At 35.5% G+C, this 18,086-nt stretch carries 11 protein-coding genes; 4 read left to right on the plus strand and 7 right to left on the minus strand.

Annotated features, from left to right (window positions below):
- Positions 1 to 13 precede the first annotated feature (13 nt).
- Together PT603_RS09885 and PT603_RS09890 are read left to right on the plus strand one after the other, a co-directional pair.
- Positions 14 to 1,258, plus strand: a complete 1,245-nt coding sequence (locus PT603_RS09885) for an MFS transporter (protein ID WP_008236925.1) — start codon at positions 14 to 16, stop codon at positions 1,256 to 1,258.
- Between the two features lie 92 nt (positions 1,259 to 1,350).
- Complete coding sequence (locus tag PT603_RS09890) at positions 1,351 to 1,761, plus strand: hypothetical protein (protein ID WP_008236924.1); 411 nt, start codon at positions 1,351 to 1,353, stop codon at positions 1,759 to 1,761.
- 76 nt (positions 1,762 to 1,837) lie between these two features.
- Here PT603_RS09890 and PT603_RS09895 read toward each other — a convergent pair whose 3' ends face one another.
- The 7 genes from PT603_RS09895 to PT603_RS09925 form a co-directional block, all read right to left on the minus strand.
- Complete coding sequence (locus PT603_RS09895; protein WP_040488555.1) at positions 1,838 to 3,268, minus strand: alpha-amylase family glycosyl hydrolase; 1,431 nt, start codon at positions 3,266 to 3,268, stop codon at positions 1,838 to 1,840.
- A gap of 10 nt (positions 3,269 to 3,278) precedes the next feature.
- Positions 3,279 to 5,672 (minus strand): glycoside hydrolase family 31 protein, encoded by a 2,394-nt coding sequence (locus PT603_RS09900; RefSeq protein ID WP_008236921.1) that lies wholly within the window; start codon positions 5,670 to 5,672, stop codon positions 3,279 to 3,281.
- A gap of 37 nt (positions 5,673 to 5,709) precedes the next feature.
- On the minus strand, positions 5,710 to 7,563 hold the full coding sequence (locus PT603_RS09905) for a glycoside hydrolase family 13 protein (protein WP_008236919.1): 1,854 nt from the start codon (positions 7,561 to 7,563) through the stop codon (positions 5,710 to 5,712).
- Between the two features lie 25 nt (positions 7,564 to 7,588).
- Entirely contained in the window at positions 7,589 to 9,895 is a 2,307-nt protein-coding gene (gene mdxK / locus PT603_RS09910) for a maltose phosphorylase MdxK (RefSeq protein WP_008236916.1), read from the minus strand.
- A gap of 4 nt (positions 9,896 to 9,899) precedes the next feature.
- Positions 9,900 to 10,550 carry a beta-phosphoglucomutase gene (gene pgmB, locus PT603_RS09915; protein WP_008236914.1) on the minus strand — a complete coding sequence of 217 codons (651 nt, stop codon included), beginning with the start codon at positions 10,548 to 10,550 and terminating at the stop codon, positions 9,900 to 9,902.
- A 26-nt stretch (positions 10,551 to 10,576) separates the two neighbouring features.
- Complete coding sequence (locus PT603_RS09920) at positions 10,577 to 11,956, minus strand: MFS transporter (RefSeq protein ID WP_008236912.1); 1,380 nt, start codon at positions 11,954 to 11,956, stop codon at positions 10,577 to 10,579.
- Positions 11,957 to 12,253: 297 nt separating this feature from the next.
- A complete protein-coding gene (locus PT603_RS09925) occupies positions 12,254 to 13,279 on the minus strand; it encodes a LacI family DNA-binding transcriptional regulator (protein WP_008236910.1) in 1,026 nt (341 codons plus the stop codon).
- Between the two features lie 224 nt (positions 13,280 to 13,503).
- Here PT603_RS09925 and PT603_RS09930 point away from each other — a divergent pair, with 224 nt between their 5' ends.
- The gene (locus PT603_RS09930; RefSeq protein ID WP_008236908.1) at positions 13,504 to 16,416 is read left to right on the plus strand and encodes a SusC/RagA family TonB-linked outer membrane protein; all 2,913 of its coding nucleotides are present in this window, start codon (positions 13,504 to 13,506) and stop codon (positions 16,414 to 16,416) included.
- A gap of 26 nt (positions 16,417 to 16,442) precedes the next feature.
- Complete coding sequence (locus PT603_RS09935) at positions 16,443 to 18,041, plus strand: RagB/SusD family nutrient uptake outer membrane protein (RefSeq protein ID WP_008236906.1); 1,599 nt, start codon at positions 16,443 to 16,445, stop codon at positions 18,039 to 18,041.
- Positions 18,042 to 18,086: the final 45 nt, after the last annotated feature.

Genomic DNA, 18,086 nt, shown 5'->3' on the forward strand with positions numbered 1-18,086 from the left:
AGATAAAAAATCAATGCTAAGAGAAAATAACAGCCCAAATGCAATTCCGGAAGCTGAAAATTGCAATCAACTAAAGTCACAAAACAACACACCCCCCCTATCCCGCTCTCTACTTTGGTTGATAACAATTGCTGCTGGTTGGACTGTAGCTAATAATTACTACAACCAACCACTATTAGGAATCATGGGTCAGTCACTAAATGTGGCTCAAGATCAAATTAGTCAAGTAGCTATGATAACCCAAATAGGGTTTGCTTTGGGCTTGTTATTTATAGTGCCTTTAGGGGATAAAATTCAACGTAAAAAACTAATAATTTTTGCCTTTTTTGGAATGGTTATTTCTTTACTAGCTATGGCCATAGCAAATAGTTTACCTTGGTTATTAGTTGCCAGTTTTCTTATAGGATTTACTTCGGTGGTCCCTCAATTATTGGTTCCTCTAGCTGCGGAGTTGGCAACACCACAAAGACAAAGTTCAGCTATTGGAATGGTCATGAGTGGTCTCCTTCTTGGAATTCTACTTTCTAGAGTTGTAAGTGGAATTGTTGGCGATTTATGGGGTTGGCGAACAATGTATTACCTAGCTGCTTCATGGATGGTAATTCTTGCCATCATGCTTTTTTATTATTTACCTAACATTCCCCCTAATTTTAAAGGGAGTTACAGCTCTCTTATGAAATCGATCGTTAACCTTACAATTTCACAACCCGTTTTAAGGTTAGCAGCTTTTAGGGGAGCTATGGGATTTGCGGGTTTTAGTGCCTTCTGGACTGCGATTGTATTTCATTTAGAACAACCTCCATTTAACGCCGGTTCAACAATCGCTGGAGCCTTTGGATTAGTAGGAGCGATAGGTGCATTAGCCGCTGCTACTGTAGGTAAGATATCACGAAAAATACATCCAAACCACATAATACTAGGAGCAATTGGAATTATGATTTTTAGTTGGATTACCCTTTACATTGGTGCTTACTATTATATAGGATTGATTCTAGGTGTCATTTTGTTAGATCTTGGACTTCAATCTATGCATATAATGAATCAATCCACTTTTTTTGCTCTTAATATAGGTGCAGGCAATCGTCTTAACACTGTTTATATGTTTAGCTATTTTGTAGGCGGGTCTACGGGCACCTTCTTGGCTTCAAAGGCCTGGAAATATGCGCAATGGGATGGGGTTGTTTTTGTTGGCTTTCTATTTACACTAATCGGTTTGATTGCACACCTATACTACACCAAGCTAAAACAAAAATGTTAATTATTTGGTTTATAAGTTATTACGTGCTTTTTGAATTTTAGCTTTCAAAACATGTACCTTAGAAAATAGTAACCTTTAAACCAACTCAAATTATGTTTTCTAAAACCAACCTTTTGGCAACTATCACAGGTGGTATTGCTATGTTTTTACTTGGATATCTTATATGGGGAATGGCAATGGTAAGCTTTTTTGAAAGCCATTCGCTTAACAACATTATGAAAGACCCTCCTGCAATAGGATTAATTTTTATTGCCAATCTCATACAAGCATTTGCGATGAGCACTCTTTATAATAAGTGGTCAAGTGGCACCTACTCTACCAAAAATGGTTTTGAATTTGGGGCATGGATTGGAATATTTATAGGTTTAGGTCTTGGACTACTTTGGTTCTCTACCTCTGAGCTTATGGATACAACAGGCACACTAGTAGAGGCTATAATTGATATTATTTTTTATGGAATTATAGGTGGCATCATTGGACTCACATACAGCAAAGTACACTAATTTAAGCTTCGTGTAATAGTAATTGGGGGTTATGAACAATTTCACAACCCCCAATTTATGTATAAAGTATAATTTATTACTTCTTAATTAATATGCGGTATTGCCAAGGTGAAAAATCCAACATTTTAGTCTCTTCCAAAACTACGCTTTCATTATTCATATAATCTGCATATTTTCCTGAAATCTGCATTGAAAAGGTCGTACTTTCAGCTGAAAGATTAGCTACAAAAAGTACTTCTTCACCATTTTTGGCACGAGCAAATGCTAATATGCGTTTCGCTTCTGAAGTATTTAAACGTATATAAGAGCCTGCATTCTTTCCTCCATTTAATGCATGATTTTCATTTTTAATTTTTCCCAATTTTTCATACAAAGGATACATAGTGCCTTTAGTTGTAGGCATGGTATCCTTTTCAAAAAATTTCAGTCGCTTATTCATGTTATATTCCTGGCCATTGTAAATTAGCGGCATTCCTGGCATCATATAGGTTAGTGCTGCAAATGTTTCCGCTGCTAATCCCATACGCTCAAACACTGTTCCATTCCATGAATTTTCGTCATGATTGGAAGTAAAATTCATAAAAATATCTTCAGCTTGATAACGTTCCATTTTACGTTTCATATAATCATCCCAATCCGAAACATTTTTATGACCTTTCGCTATTTCGTTCATAATATGATGTACTTCCCAACCATATCCCATATCAAAAACACTTTTTAGCAAAAAATCCTTCTCCGATTCAGCTAGCATAAAAACTGGTTTTATTGAAGTTAGTTTTGGATACACATATTCCCAAAACGACACCTTTACATTATCAGCTACATCACATCTAAAACCATCAATATTTGTTTCCTTAACCCAGTAAACCATTTCTTGCGCCATTGCATCGAAAAGGCCCTCATTATCATAGTTTAAATGTGCAACATCTGTCCAACCCCAAGACTCGCCAGTTTCAGGATTTAGTGGATCAGTAACTTCACCTTTTTCATTTTTATGGTAATATTCCGGATGCTTAGATATCCATTGATGATCCCAACCAGTGTGATTTGCTACCCAATCCAACAATACATACATTCCATTTTCATGAGCCGTAGCAACTAATTTCTTAAAATCATCCATTGTCCCATATTCAGGGTGTATAGCCGTATAATCTGTTATAGAATAATAACTCCCTTTATACTTTTGTTCCTTATTTGGCTCATCAACTTCTTCAATAGAAAGTGCACCGGTTGCCTTACGGTTTTTCAAAGAAATAGGTTGTACTGGCATAAGCCAAATAATTTTCACTCCTAACTCTTTAAGTCGAGGAATATCTTGTGTGAAAGCATTTAGCGTACCTTCAGGCGAATATTGCCTAATATTAACCTCATAAATTACTGAAGTTTCTAGGACCTGATCTGAGATTGGCTCTAGTTCAGCTACTAAAGGAGTTTCTGTTTTTGTTTCCTGATTCTTACATCCCCATAAAGTAGCGATAGATAGTACTATTAACACTATTTTTTTCATAATTAGCTTTTTAAAGTTTACTGTATAATCGTATTTTAATTTCTTTACCTTTTTCCAAAACATCAACTAAAATAGATGCTTTACCGCTTTTTTCATCCCAATGAAATTCAGTCCTTTTATTGTTTATCAACACTTTTCTTGGACGCTCATAAATATTATGAACCACAACTTCCATCCTTTTAATCTCAGAGTTATATTTTTCACCTGCTATCGACTTAAATTTAAAATTTAGACTACCCTTTTCTTTCTTAACGGAATAAAACCATTTTTCATAGACTCCTAACTCATATGCATTGGGAGTAATTCCATCATCGGTATATAGCTGCCCTTTTGATGTAGTCAAGGACGAATGATAATAGTAATGAATTTCCATTCCATCTAGGGTATAGTCCTTAGTTGATTGCACGATCTCAGCCTTTGGGATAAAACTACCTGCACGCACATAAGTTGGAATGTGCGAGGATGTAACATCAATAAGGTGTTTTGTTCCTCCCTTAAACATTTTGCCTGAATAAAAATCAAACCACCAACTTCCCTTAGGAAAATAAACTTCTTTAGTTTGTTGATTAGGCTCAGTAATTGGATAAATAAGAAAATTGCTTCCCCATAAATAACCATCGCTTTTAGCTAATAAAGTTCTATTTTCTGGTTCTTCAAAAAATAAAGGACGCATAAAAGGCAAGCCATACTGCTCGTTATCAAAAGCCAAAGTATACTGATAAGGTATTAATTGATATCTCAACTCAATAGCTTTTCTAGCTAAATCTTTTGCCCAAGAACTTCTAAATACTGGTTCCGAAGGGACATCCTCCTGCGCATGAGGTCTAAAAACCGGTTGAAAAACTCCATATTGCAACCATCTCACGTACAGTTCATCATCAAGATTATTCCCTGCAAACCCCCCCAAATCTGAATGCATATAAGCCAATCCTTGCATACCCATTTGCAAGGAAATTTCTGTTTGCCCTTTAAGCCCGCCCCAAGAACGATTTACATCTCCACTCCAAGGAATAAGACCGAAACGTTGCGACCCTGCAGCTCCAGAACGCATTAGAATAAAGGGTCGTTGATTAGGATATTCCGACCTATATCCCTCATAAACCAGTTGAGCCCAAGAATGACCATAAATATTATGAACCTCATCAGCCGAACCAATAGCGTGATATAAATTAGAAGGATGAACTTCTGGTTCTCCTAAATCCCCCCATACACCTGCAACACCCATTTCTGCTAACCTGCGATAAATTTCCCAAAACCATTGCCTCCCTTTTGGTTTAAATAGGTCTATTAACCCTGTATTACCAAAATAAAAATCATAGGTAAAGGGATTTCCAATGCTGTCTGTTGCAAGCACATTTTCCTCCACTGCCTCTTTCCATTTAGATGAAGTTGTTAATATAAATGGCTCAGTAATTGGAATCGTTTTAACACCAATTTTATCAAAATCAGCTATCATCTTCTCAAAATTAGGGAAGCTGTCTCTGTAAACTTCCAAATTCCCCAATGTTCCTTGAATATCCTTTCCAAACCAAAACAAATCTAAAATAACAGCATCAACTGGAATTTTGTCCTCACGAAATTTTACTATTGTATTCCTTGTTTCAGCCTCCGAATGGTACCCAAATCGGGAAGCAAAATTTCCAAATGCCCATCTTGGAGGTAAAGGTTGTCTACCTGTTAATGATGTATAATTAGATAAGAGTTCTTCCCAACCTCCACCAGCAATTACCTGATACGTTTTTCTTCCAGAAATGGTTTCATACGTAAGGGTATTATTGTATTTACTATCTAAATCCAAAAACCCAATGGGAGCATTATCAAAATGTAGCATATATTGCCCTGAAGAAATCACAATCGGAAGTGTATAATTCATAAGAGTAGAATGGGTTTCATATCCGTAATGGGCTCTATTATACAACTCTAATCGATTACCTCTTCTATTCATACCAAGCACTCTAGCTCCTCCTCCATATAAAACCTCATCACTTTGTAATTCAAACTCTATAGTTTCAAGAGTATCATTTTTGAAATACCCCCGTTTTTCTGAAATTAAAAAATTACCATGATAGTAGTATCTAATTTGAAAAGGTTGTTTCTGAATCCTAATGGAAAGTCCTGTTGATTCATATATCAAGTGTGATTCTGTATCAGAAACTTTATAATTAACACCTTTCGGTTGTAATACAACAGCATGAGAATCTGGAAGAAATTCTTCTCCATTTGGAATAAAGGAAGTCTCAACAATATCATAGCTATAGGGTACTATTCGATAACTTCCATCATTTACTTGAATTTCCAAAAATTGTTTATGATGTTTGAAAGAAAGCATTTGCCTGTTGATGTTTTGAGCTGATAAGCTATACAAACAAGCAATAAAAAAATATATGGAATAGGCTAACTTCATTATTCTTCCTATTTTATTTATTTTAATTACATGTTCCTTAGTTATTTTCTATCTCAATTATCATTGGGGTTTTACCTGGAATTGAAAACAATTTAGTAAGATCTACAGTTGTATCAGAGAAGATCTCATATCCTCTTGTTGCAGTCCCCAGACGTTGAGAAAAACGATCCAAAGAAAAGGTTTGAACCTCTTTATTGTTATTGATTACAATCATTACCGTTTTTTCATCAGTATACCTAAAATATACATAGACATTGGCCTGCGGAACATAATGTGTTGTTTTTCCAAAATGAATTACTTCCGAACGCTTTCTCCAATTGAGTAACTTTTTCGTAAAATCAAAATATGATTTGATATTTTCATTTCTTCCAGCTTCAACAAAAGCATTTTGCTCATCGCTTGGCCATCCACCAGGAAAATCTCTACGAATATCTCCATCACCTAGGGTCTTATTACCCTGCATCCCAATTTCATCACCATAATAGATCTGTGGAATACCTCTAATTGTTGCAATCAAAGTCATCGCGAGTTTATATTTGTTTACATCTCCATCAAAAATGGTGTACAATCGCTGTGTATCATGATTAGAGGCAAAAACCAACATATTATTAATGTCAGGATATAAAAAATCATTCGTAAAGTTCTCATAAACCCGTATCATACCTTTGTCCCACCCTTGGTCGTCCTCATCAAAAGCTTGTAATATGGCATCATGAAGAGTAAAATCCATTACCGAAGGGAGATATGAGTTATATCCCTCAATTGCACTTATCTTACTATCCTTTTGCCAATAAGATATCTGAGCCTGGTCATGCATCCATACTTCTCCAACAATATTAAAATTAGGATATTCCTCCATAATTCGTTTTGTCCATTGAGCAATCCCATATTTATCATTATACGAATAGGTATCTACTCTCAACCCATCAAGTCCTGCAAATTCAATCCACCAAATGGCATTTTGAACCATATAATTAACTACCATTGGATTTTTCTGATTCATATCGGGCATCGTTGTATCAAACCAACCATCCATACAAGCAATAGCATCTATTGTTGCAGCGTTTACATCAAACTGTGTTGTCATTCTGTAATTACTTCTTTTAAATCCTGTTTCATTATTTGCCCAATAATGAATCCAATCCTTTGAAGGTAAATCCCTAATAAGCCAATGTTTAGAGCCCCAATGATTAGTAACATAATCCATTATTAGCTTCATATTGCGATTATGAAGTTCATTTGCAAGACGTTTGTAGTCTTCATTCGTCCCAAACCTGGGATCTATTTTGTAATAGTTACTTTGAGCGTACCCATGATAAGAATAAACAGGTTCATTATCTTCCAATAAAGGTGTGCTCCATATAGCAGTCACTCCTAATTCCTCCAAATAATCCAAATGTTTAATAATCCCATCTAAATCTCCTCCATGACGGCCTCCATGTAAATCTCTATTAGCTTTCTCAGCTGTATCTTTTGTGTTATCATTTTCTACATTTCCATTGGCAAAACGATCAGGCATAAGCAAATAAACAACATCTGAACTATCAAAACCTTTACGTAAAGCAGATTCAGAAAGACGCTGTTTTAACTCATAGCTGTAGGTTGCAACCTTTTTTTTGCCTTTATTTAGATTGAAATCATACATTCCAGCTGTAAGACCTTCAGTATCAATAGTTACAAATAGGTAATTAGGATTTTCCGTTCTAGTTACTTCAACAATATTGACTCCAGACATTTCTGGTTGATATTGAGAAATATTTTTCCCATATATTAACAATTGAAGTTTGGATTCCTTCATGTCTTCCCACCAAAAAGGGGGTTCTACTCTCTCAATCTGTGCATGGAGTAATCCAGTAATAAATAGCACAGCAACATAAAATGTATTTTTCATCTCTATTTCCTAACATTTTAAATAATTAACACTCAAGCTCCTTATTGGGATGTAAAGTAATTTCCTCCCCATTAAGAATTACATTTATTGGCATGTTACCTTCTAACAAGAGCTTTACTTTTCCATGTTTTACGGTAAGCTTAACAATTACTCCTCTAAAATTTACCTTAAATGAATATGCCTCCCATTGCATAGGTATTCGAGGCTCAAAGGACATCTTATCCTCTTTGATTCGCATACCTCCAAAGCCTTCAACTATACTCATCCAAGTGCCAGCCATGGAGGTTATATGAAGTCCTTCATGCACTTCCTTATTATAATCATCTAGATCAAGACGAGAAGTGCGCAAATAGAATGTGTAAGCCTGTTCCATACGACCCAGAATTGCCGCCTGAATACTATGCACACATGGAGAAAGAGAACTTTCATGAACAGTAAATGGTTCATAAAAGTCAAAATGGCGTTCAAGTAGATCTTTGGAAAAATGATCTTCAAAAAAATAGAACCCTTGCAAAACATCGGCCTGTTTTATATATGGAGAACGTAAAATACGATCCCATGACCATTTTTGATTTATTGGACGTTGTTCCTTTGGTAAATCACTTACCGTTATTTGTGGTTTATCAAGAAAACCATCTTGTTGAAGAAAAATACCATGTTTCTCTGAATACGGGAAATACATATTCTCTGCTACTTTTATCCATTGCTGAATTTCATTTTCCGTTAATTTAGTCACCCCCATTATACGGCTATAATCTTCTGGAAATCCAGTTTTCACTTTCTCAATATGTTCAATTGCAAACTGTATACACCATTGTGCTATATAATTCGTATACCAATTATTATTTACATTATTCTCATACTCATTAGGCCCAGTAACACCGAGAATTACATATTTATTTTGAAAGGTAGAAAAAGACGCCCGTTGGTGCCAGAAACGTGCAATCCCTATCATCACCTCTAGCCCCATTTCTGGTATATAACTATAGTCACCTGTGTACCGTAAATAATTAAATATTGCGAAGGAAATGGCTCCATTACGATGGATCTCCTCAAAAGTTATTTCCCATTCATTATGACATTCTTCACCATTCATAGTCACCATAGGATATAAGGCTGCACCATTTGTAAAACCGAGCTTCTCTGCATTTTCTATAGCCTTCTCCAAATGATTATAACGATATTTTAATAAACTCCTCGCTACTTTTTCATCCTTGGTTGCCATATAAAACGGAATACAATACGCTTCGGTATCCCAGTAGGTACTCCCTCCGTACTTTTCTCCAGTAAACCCTTTTGGTCCAATATTAAGTCTATCATCTTTCCCAAGATAAGTTTGATTCAATTGAAAAATATTAAATCTAATACCTTGCTGCGCCTTTACATCTCCTTCTATAGTAATATCGGCCATCTGCCAAATAGCATCCCAAGCCTCTCTTTGTTGAGCCAGTAATTTATCAAAACCGGCTTCTAAGGCTATGGAAACTACTTTCTCTGCTGCTTCACGTAGCGTTGTTCTATCATGATTCAATGAGGTCACATAACCACCATATTTAAACAAAGTAAAAGTACTATTGACTGCAACTAGGTGTGTATAACTGTGGGCGATGTAATCAACTTTTGAATGTATTGTTTTATCAATATTAATAGGAATACTATCGATGGCTAACTCATTATGCATATAGGTACAAGCCTCAAATCTAGTTTTAAGAGTTCGAGCAGTAACACTTGTACACAATTCATCATCAAGAATCTCTATTGGTTCCCAAAATTTCTCCTCCCAATTGGTATCTTCATTTTCAATACCTGCATCTATATATGGTATGAAGGTTATTTTTGCTTCCCGATTAAGTGGGGTAACACTATAACGTATGGCCCCTAATTCATCAATCTGTAAACTCAGAAATCGAATTGACTCCACCTTAACCCTTGTTTCATCAATCATAACAGCTTCAAAAGAGCGCTTATACCACCCTTCCTTCATATTAAGTTCTCGTCTGTAATTTTCAATGCTTTTACAAGTCGCTAAATCTAGAATCTCATTATTAATCTCAACATGGATTCCTATCCAATTTGGAGCGTTCAATACTTTTGCAAAATACTCGGGATAACCGTTTTTCCACCAACCAACTCTGGTCTTATCAGGATAATAAATACCTGCAATATAACTTCCTTGAAATGTTTCTCCTGTATAATTCTCTTCAAAATTAGCACGTTGGCCCATAGCTCCATTCCCGAGACTAAAAAGACTCTCAGACGACCGTACTCTTTCGGCCTCAAATCCTTCCTCAATGATAGACCATTGGTTAGGTATAATATAATTCTGATTCATGTTGTTAGGTTGTAAGTTGTTCTAAAAATGTTAATTCAATTGATTCAAATGATTGAAATACATACTTTGCATGTTCAAGATTATCTGAGTTTCCCAATCCCACGGAGATCATTCCTGCTGTATTAGCGGCTTCAATTCCTGCTTCAGCATCTTCAAAAACAACGCATTGAGAATTTATAACACCCAACTGTTGAGCAGCAACTATAAATACTTCTGGATCAGGTTTTGCTTTGATAACTCTATTACCATCCACAATTACATTGAAAAAAGAGGATAAACCAACCTTCTCCAATATAAGAGGCGCGTTCTTACTAGCAGAACCTAATGCGATACCATACCCCTTTGATTTAAGTTTATTTAAAATATTAAACACTCCAGGTAGAATATCAGAAGCAGTCATTTGAACTACCTGTCTTAAATAGTCTTCATTCTTTTCAAACATAAGTTGCTGAAAAGTATCTTGAGAAACTTCCTTCTGAGCCCAATCCAGAATTCGATTAAGTGATTCTATTCTGCTTACCCCTTTCAATTTCTCATTATGTTGAATGGTGAGTTCAAATCCGAGTTGTTCAGCTGTCTTCCTCCATGAATTATAATGGAAATGAGCCGTATCAACTATTACTCCATCCAAATCGAAAATAAATCCTTTCTTCATCAATCCTTTTTTTATTTAAAGCATTCTTATTCTATGTCTACCGTGTAGGCTATTGCTTTTTTATTTGTAATTAATAGATTAGCTATTCCTGCTATTATAAGACTTATACCGGCTACAACCATTGCGTAAATTGCTTGCTCTCCAAGGAGTTTATAAACAAAATTAACACCTCCTAAAGCCGCAATTATTTGAGGTAAAACAATAAACATATTAAAGAGTCCCATGTATACTCCCATACGATTGGGATCTATAGAGCTTGACAACATTGCATATGGCATAGAAAGAATACTTCCCCAAGCAATTCCAACTAGTACAAAACAAAATAATAACCAGGAAGGATTGGGTATAAAATACATTCCTATAAATCCTATCCCTCCGAATAGCAGTGATATCATGTGTGTAAATTTGCGATTTAGACGTTTACGTGAGGCGTAAAAAGTTAGTACCAGTGCAAATGCCATTGAAGAAAGACCATAAACCCCCATAGCCGATCCAACCTTATCAGCGGCATCTTGATATTTCTTGTTGACCTCAAAAAATACTGCACTCTGAGCAGCATCTGTCATATCATAGGCTGATTCAACTGGCGCAGGGGCTTGGTAAATATGTTCTGTTAGAGCAGGCATTGCTAAACTCCACATAGTAAAGAAAGCAAACCAACTAAAAAACTGAATAACGCCTAATTTCTTCATTGTGGAAGGCATATTACCCATATTCTCCATAATATCTTTGAAGAAATTACCCTTAGACTCTTTCTGCATTTTTCGAAATGCCTCCATATTTTCTGGAGGGTATTCCTCTGTCGTGAAAACCGTATAAAGAATACTTACCAAAAACACGAAAGCTCCAATAGCAAAGGCTACTTTAACAGACAATGGCACGATACCCGGACCTGCCTCATTACTCACCCCTAACTGGTTAATAATCCATGGTAAATTACTTGCCACCCATGTACCTATACCTATAATTAATGTTTGAACCACAAATCCATATGATCGCTGTGATTCATGCAATTTATCAGCTACTAAGGCTCTAAAAGGTTCCATACTTATATTGATGGAAGCATCAAGAATCCATAAAAATCCCGCGGCAATCCATAAAGCAGGAGAATGTGGCACAAAAAACAATGCTAGCGAACTTAAAATTGCTCCAATTAAAAAATATGGACGTCTACGCCCCCACCTTGAATGCCAGGTTTTATCACTTAAATACCCAATAATTGGTTGAACAATTAACCCAGTAAGTGGGGCAGCAATCCATAAAAGTGGGATTGCATCTTTATCCGCACCTAGAGTTTGGAAAATTCTAGACATAAATCCGCCTTGCAACGCAAAACCGAATTGTATACCTAGAAAACCGAAACTCATATTCCAAATTTCCCAGAAACTTAAGAGACGCTTTTTCATCTATTTACATTTTTTAAAATTAATGTGTTTAGATAAGTAGACTGTTGTCTCTATCGGTCGACAAAATTGTCTTGGATACTAAAACGCTCATCAGTAAGCAGCATTCCTTAAAATGCTATATCTGATTTAGTAAAAAACATCTCCGAAAAGCTATTATGAATAGCAATAGAAAAGCGCTTCGAAGTAGTGTAATACTGCGATAAGCGTCATAACTTATCAAATCTTATACTTAAGGTGAGAAGTGAAAATACAAGAATTTGATTGAGCAAATATAATTAATTTTTGTTAGGATTAACGCTACCTCTTATTTTTTGTCGACTCACGAGTTATAAGTGTAGTTTGAACAATTTCTGTACTATACGTTTCTTCTTCAACTTCCTCGTCAAGTTTTTTAATTAGCATTTTAGCAGCACGTTCACCTATTTCTAAACCATGTTGTACAACCGTTGTGAGAGAAGGAGTTGCATATCGAGAAAGCAAACCATCCGTAAATCCAACAAATGACATGTCGTGAGGTACCTTAAGCCCTTTACGTTGTGCTATTTTCATTGCTGTAACAGCAAATATTTCATTCACAGCAAAAACTGCATCAAAATCCTTTTCTTCAAATAATTGTTGAATAACCTCATCACATTTTTCAATGTCCTCAATTTTCAAGATAAGTGAATCATCAATATCCACACCGGATTCCTTCAACGCCAACATATATCCTTCTGTACGCAATTTTCCCACGCTGACATAATCTACGGTACTGATTAAAGCTATACGCTTACATCCAGTATCTAATAAATATTTTACTGCTTTATAAGCTCCATCAACATCATCAATAACAACTTTATCACAAACGATTTCATCAGCAACCCTATCAAACATAACAAGCGGCATCCCTTGATTTATGACCTCTTGAAGATGATAAAAATCCCTACGTTGCTGTGTTTCTTTAGTAAGCGAAATTATAAATCCATCAATACTTCCATTTGCAAGCATTTCCATATTGATAACTTCTTTATCAAAAGATTCATCAGATAAACATACTATTACATTGTATCCACCTTTATTGGCAACCTTTTCAATACCACTAATAACTGTTGTAAAAAAATGGTGTACTATTTCTGGTATAATGACTGCAATATTCTTTGTTTTTCTGTTTTTAAGACTTAATGCAATATTATTCGGTTTATAATTATACAGCTTTGCAAAAGCCTGTACTTTCTGACGTGTTTCTAGACTAATTTCTTCGCTGTCTTTAATAGCCTTAGACACTGTTGATATGGATACATCAAGTTCCTTAGCAATATGTTTGAGGGTAATTTTCTTTTTCATGGATTTTGATAAGTTGACAATAAAGATAGATGTTTTTTAATTATGTGCTAAAAACAATCCTTTTCTATTACGAATACCCACTATTTAAAAAAGTTTTCAACACGAAAACGTTGTAATTGATTAAGCCTATTCTTGTGCCGCGATATTAACACAAAATTTACATAGCTTTAACTTCGAGAAGTGGAAATATATACACTAAAACCAATTTCAAATTAACTAATTGTATGAAAGCAATAAATCAATTATCACTTTTTCTAATACTTTGTATGTCTCTAGGAATGAGCGCACAAAATATTATAAATGGTGTGGTAACAGACAAAATTACAGGGTCGCCTTTACCAGGGGTTAACGTAGTTATTAAAGGTACCACCACGGGAACTTCTACGGACTTTGATGGAAAATACCAAATTGAGGCAAAGCCTGGTAACATATTGGTTTTTTCCTACATAGGATTTGCCAGTACTGAAGTAAGTGTTCAAAATTCAAAAATTATTAATGTTGCATTGGAAGAAGATGCGCAACAACTAGGCGAAGTGGTTCTTATTGGATATGGTACGGCAACCAAAAAAGATTTAACAGGATCCGTAGACAAAGTCTCAACTGAAGACTTCAACAAAGGAGCAATAACCTCTCCAGAACAATTACTAGCAGCTAAGACAGCAGGTGTTCGCATTACAAGTGGAAGTGGACAGGCCGGAAGTGGAGCTCAAATATTAATCCGAGCCGGCTCCTCATTAAACGCCTCTAATAATCCATTAATTGTTGTGGATGGAGTTCCTTTGGATGTTGACAAATCAGGACTTAATTCCATAAATCCAAATGATATAGCAGATTTCACAATTTTAAAGGATGCTTCTGCCACTGCTATTTTTGGCTCCAGGGCATCCAATGGGGTAATTATGATTACCACAAAAAAAGGACAAATGGATTCTCCATTACAATTTGAACTACAGACACGCATAGGATATAGCCAAATAGATCAACAAGTAGAAATGCTTTCGGCTTCTCAATTTAGAGATATAATTAATGCAAGTGGAAACCCAAAAGCTGCCCTCATGGGAAATGAAAATACAAATTGGCAAGATTTAATATATCGCAATGCCATATCCTCTTTTCATGACTTATCTGTAAGCAGAGGGTACAAAAATGCCAACTTTAGGTCTTCAATAGGTTTTACAAATCAGGACGGAATCCTAAAGACTGATAACTTTAAAAGAACTTCGTTTAGTTTCAATTATGATCAACGTTTACTAGAAAATCATTTGAAGGTTACATTAAACACAAAAGGATCTGTATCAGAAAATCGTAATGCTAACCAAGGTGCTATTGGAGCAGCAGTTGCATTTGATCCAACTCAATCTGTATATGAAAATAATGCTTATGGTGGTTACTTCGAATGGCTTCAAAATGATGGCACCCCACAACGCCTTGCAACTAGAAACCCTCTTAGTCTATTACTTCAAAACTATGATAGAGGACAAACGAATCGCAGTATAAGCAATATAATTTTAGATTATAAATTTCACTTCTTACCAGAAATGAGAGTGAACTTTAACACTGGCTATGATTATTCAGTACAAAGAGGTGATGTTTATATACCAAAAACAGCAGCTTCAAACTACATAAATGAAAATGCATATGGATTTACTTCAACATACGAGAACATAAATAAGTCTCGATTTATGGATGCTTATTTGAATTATGTTAAAGAATTAGAATCAATAGACAGTAGAATTGATGTAACGGCAGGTTATTCTTACCAACATTTCTACAGACATGGCCGTTTTGAAAATTCCAACCTTCAAGGTGAAAATAGAAATACCGATAATGGTCTCTCATCTGAAAACTGGTTAGAATCCTATTTTGGTCGTCTTTTTATAACTCATAAAGGTAAATATTCTATTACAGCTACGTTACGTAACGATCGCTCTTCACGTTTTAGCGAGAAAAACCGAAATGGGTACTTCCCATCTGCAGCAATTGCATGGAATATAAGTGAGGAAACATTTCTTAATGAATACAAAACAGTAAATAATCTTAAACTTAGAATTGGTTGGGGTGTAAGTGGACAGCAAGAAATAGGTGACTTTGGATATTTATCAGTATATACTCTTGGGAATGATCGAGCAAGATACCAAATTGGGAATAATTTTATTTATACATATCGCCCAGAAGGATATGACTCTAATGTAAAATGGGAAGAAACCACTACTTATAATGCAGGTATAGACTATGGGCTATGGAATAATAGAGTATCTGGAAGTATTGACGCCTATATCAAGAAAACTAAAGACTTATTAAACTTTATTCCTCTTCCAGCCGGTTCAAATCTCGAGAATGCTTTGACTACTAATATTGGAGAAATGGATTCTCGAGGATTAGAAATCTCAATCAACACAATACCTGTAATGAATGACAATTTCAGATGGGATTTTAATTTAAATGGTACGTTCCAGCATAGGGAGATAACTAAACTAACTCTAAACGATGACCCGAGTTTTCCAGGCACTCCAACAGGAGGAATTTCAGGAGGAGTAGGAAACAATATTCAAATTCATTCAACTGGATATAATCCAAGTGCATTCTATGTTTTCCAACAAGTTTATGATACTAATGGGAGGCCATTGGAAGGTGTTTATAATGACACAAATGGGGATGGCAATATTAATGATGCTGATAAATATCGTTACAAAAATCCAGATCCTGACTTCTATTTTGGTATTTCATCAAATTTGACTTATAAAAATTTTGATTGGAGTTTCACATTTAGAGGTAGCCTTGGAAACTATATGTACAATAATGTTTCATCTAGTAATGGATACAAGAATTCCATGTTCATAGGAGCGGGAAATTACATTACTAACGCCAGTACCAGTCTATTGCAAACAAATTTTGTGAATGCTCAATTTTTCTCTGATTACTACATTGAGAATGCGTCATTCCTTAAGCTCGACAACATGACTTTTGGTTACAACTTTGACCTTAATAAGACTCAAATGAGGCTATTTATTACAGGGCAAAACCTGTTTACACTTACAAATTATAGTGGTTTGGACCCAGAAATACCAAATGGTATAGATAACAACATTTATCCAAAACCAAGAAACTTTTTGGCTGGCCTAAATGTTACCTTTTAACAATGAAGACTTTAAAAATGAACATCATGTATCGATATATAAAAAACTTCACAATTCTATTTTTAGGTATAGCAATTGTTTCTTCTTGCTCTAAGGACATTCTTCCAAGAAATCAAGAAACAGCTGATACTGTATTCAATGATCCAAATGCGTATATACAGGCTCTGGCCAAAATTTACGCTGGTATTGCACTTAGTGGGCAACAAGGACCTGCCGGAAGTCCTGACATTTCAGGTATAGATGAGGGATTCTCAAATTATTTAAGACAGTATTGGAAAGCACAAGAACTTTCAACTGATCTTGCCAAAATTGCATGGAATGATGGCAATATAAAAGATTATCACACTCACAATTGGTCTCCATCAAATGAATTTATAAGAGCCACATATGATCGTATAATATATCAGGTTGCTCTAGCTAATGAATTTATTCGTCAAACTTCTGATGAAAAATTAGCCTCAAGAGGTGTGACTGGAACTCTTCTGGAAGAAATACAGGAATATAGAGCTGAAGCACGTTTCATGAGAGCTCTCAGCTATTGGCATGCCCTTGATTTATTCGGGAACGTTCCATTTGTTACAGACTTGGATGGTATTGGTGCATTTCTACCTAAACAAATTTCAAGAGAAGATCTATTTGTATACATAGAAGAAGAGCTACTGGAAATTGAAAGTCAGATGATAGCTCCTCGTCAAAATGATTTTGGTCGTGCAGACGCAGCTGCGGCATGGACTTTATTAGCAAAACTTTATCTAAATGCAGAAGTTTATGTCAATGAGGGACATTATACCGAAGCCCTGACGTACATTAACAAAGTAATAGACGCAGGATACCAAGTAAATCAGAACGCGCCATATAGTTATTTATTTTTAGCAGACAATGATACTAATCCTTCAGCTAGTGAATTAATTTTTTCTATCAATTTTGATGGAAAAAATACCCAAAATTATGGTGGTATGACATTCCTAGTTCATGCCTCCATCGGAGGGAGCATGATCCCATCGGATTTTGGAGTGAACAGTGGGTGGTTTGGTATACGCACAACAAGTGCATTTGTAAATAAATTCCCAGACATAAATGGAACGGACAGCAGAGGAGCTTTCTATACAGATGGTCAAAACAAGGAAATTGCAGATCAATCTCTTTTTACCGATGGCTATGCGATGGTAAAATTTAAAAACGTTGATGTTAATGGAAATGCAGGCTCCGATCCTACAGGAGATTTCCCAGACACAGACTTCCCGATGTTTCGTTTAGCTGATGTGTATCTTATGTATGCAGAAGCAGTTTTAAGAGGAGGGCAAGGTGGCTCAGTTACTCAAGCCACGGATTATATCAACATATTAAGATCCCGTGCTTATGGAAATTCTAATGGTAATATTTCAACTGCACAACTTACCTTAGATTTTATTCTAGATGAACGCGCAAGAGAATTATATTGGGAAGGACATCGAAGAACGGATCTTATCCGCTTTGGAAAATTCACTGGCGGAGCCTATTTATGGCCTTGGAAAGGTGGTATTCAACAAGGTACAGCAACTGAATCATACAAAGATCTATACCCAATACCATCAACTGATTTAATTGCAAATCCAACACTCAATCAGAATACTGGATATAATTAGTCAAAATAGGATGTATAGGATTCAAATGATGACTTCAATCCATAG

It is taken from the genome of Imtechella halotolerans (assembly GCF_028743515.2).
GTDB classification, from domain to species: Bacteria; Bacteroidota; Bacteroidia; order Flavobacteriales; family Flavobacteriaceae; genus Imtechella; species Imtechella halotolerans.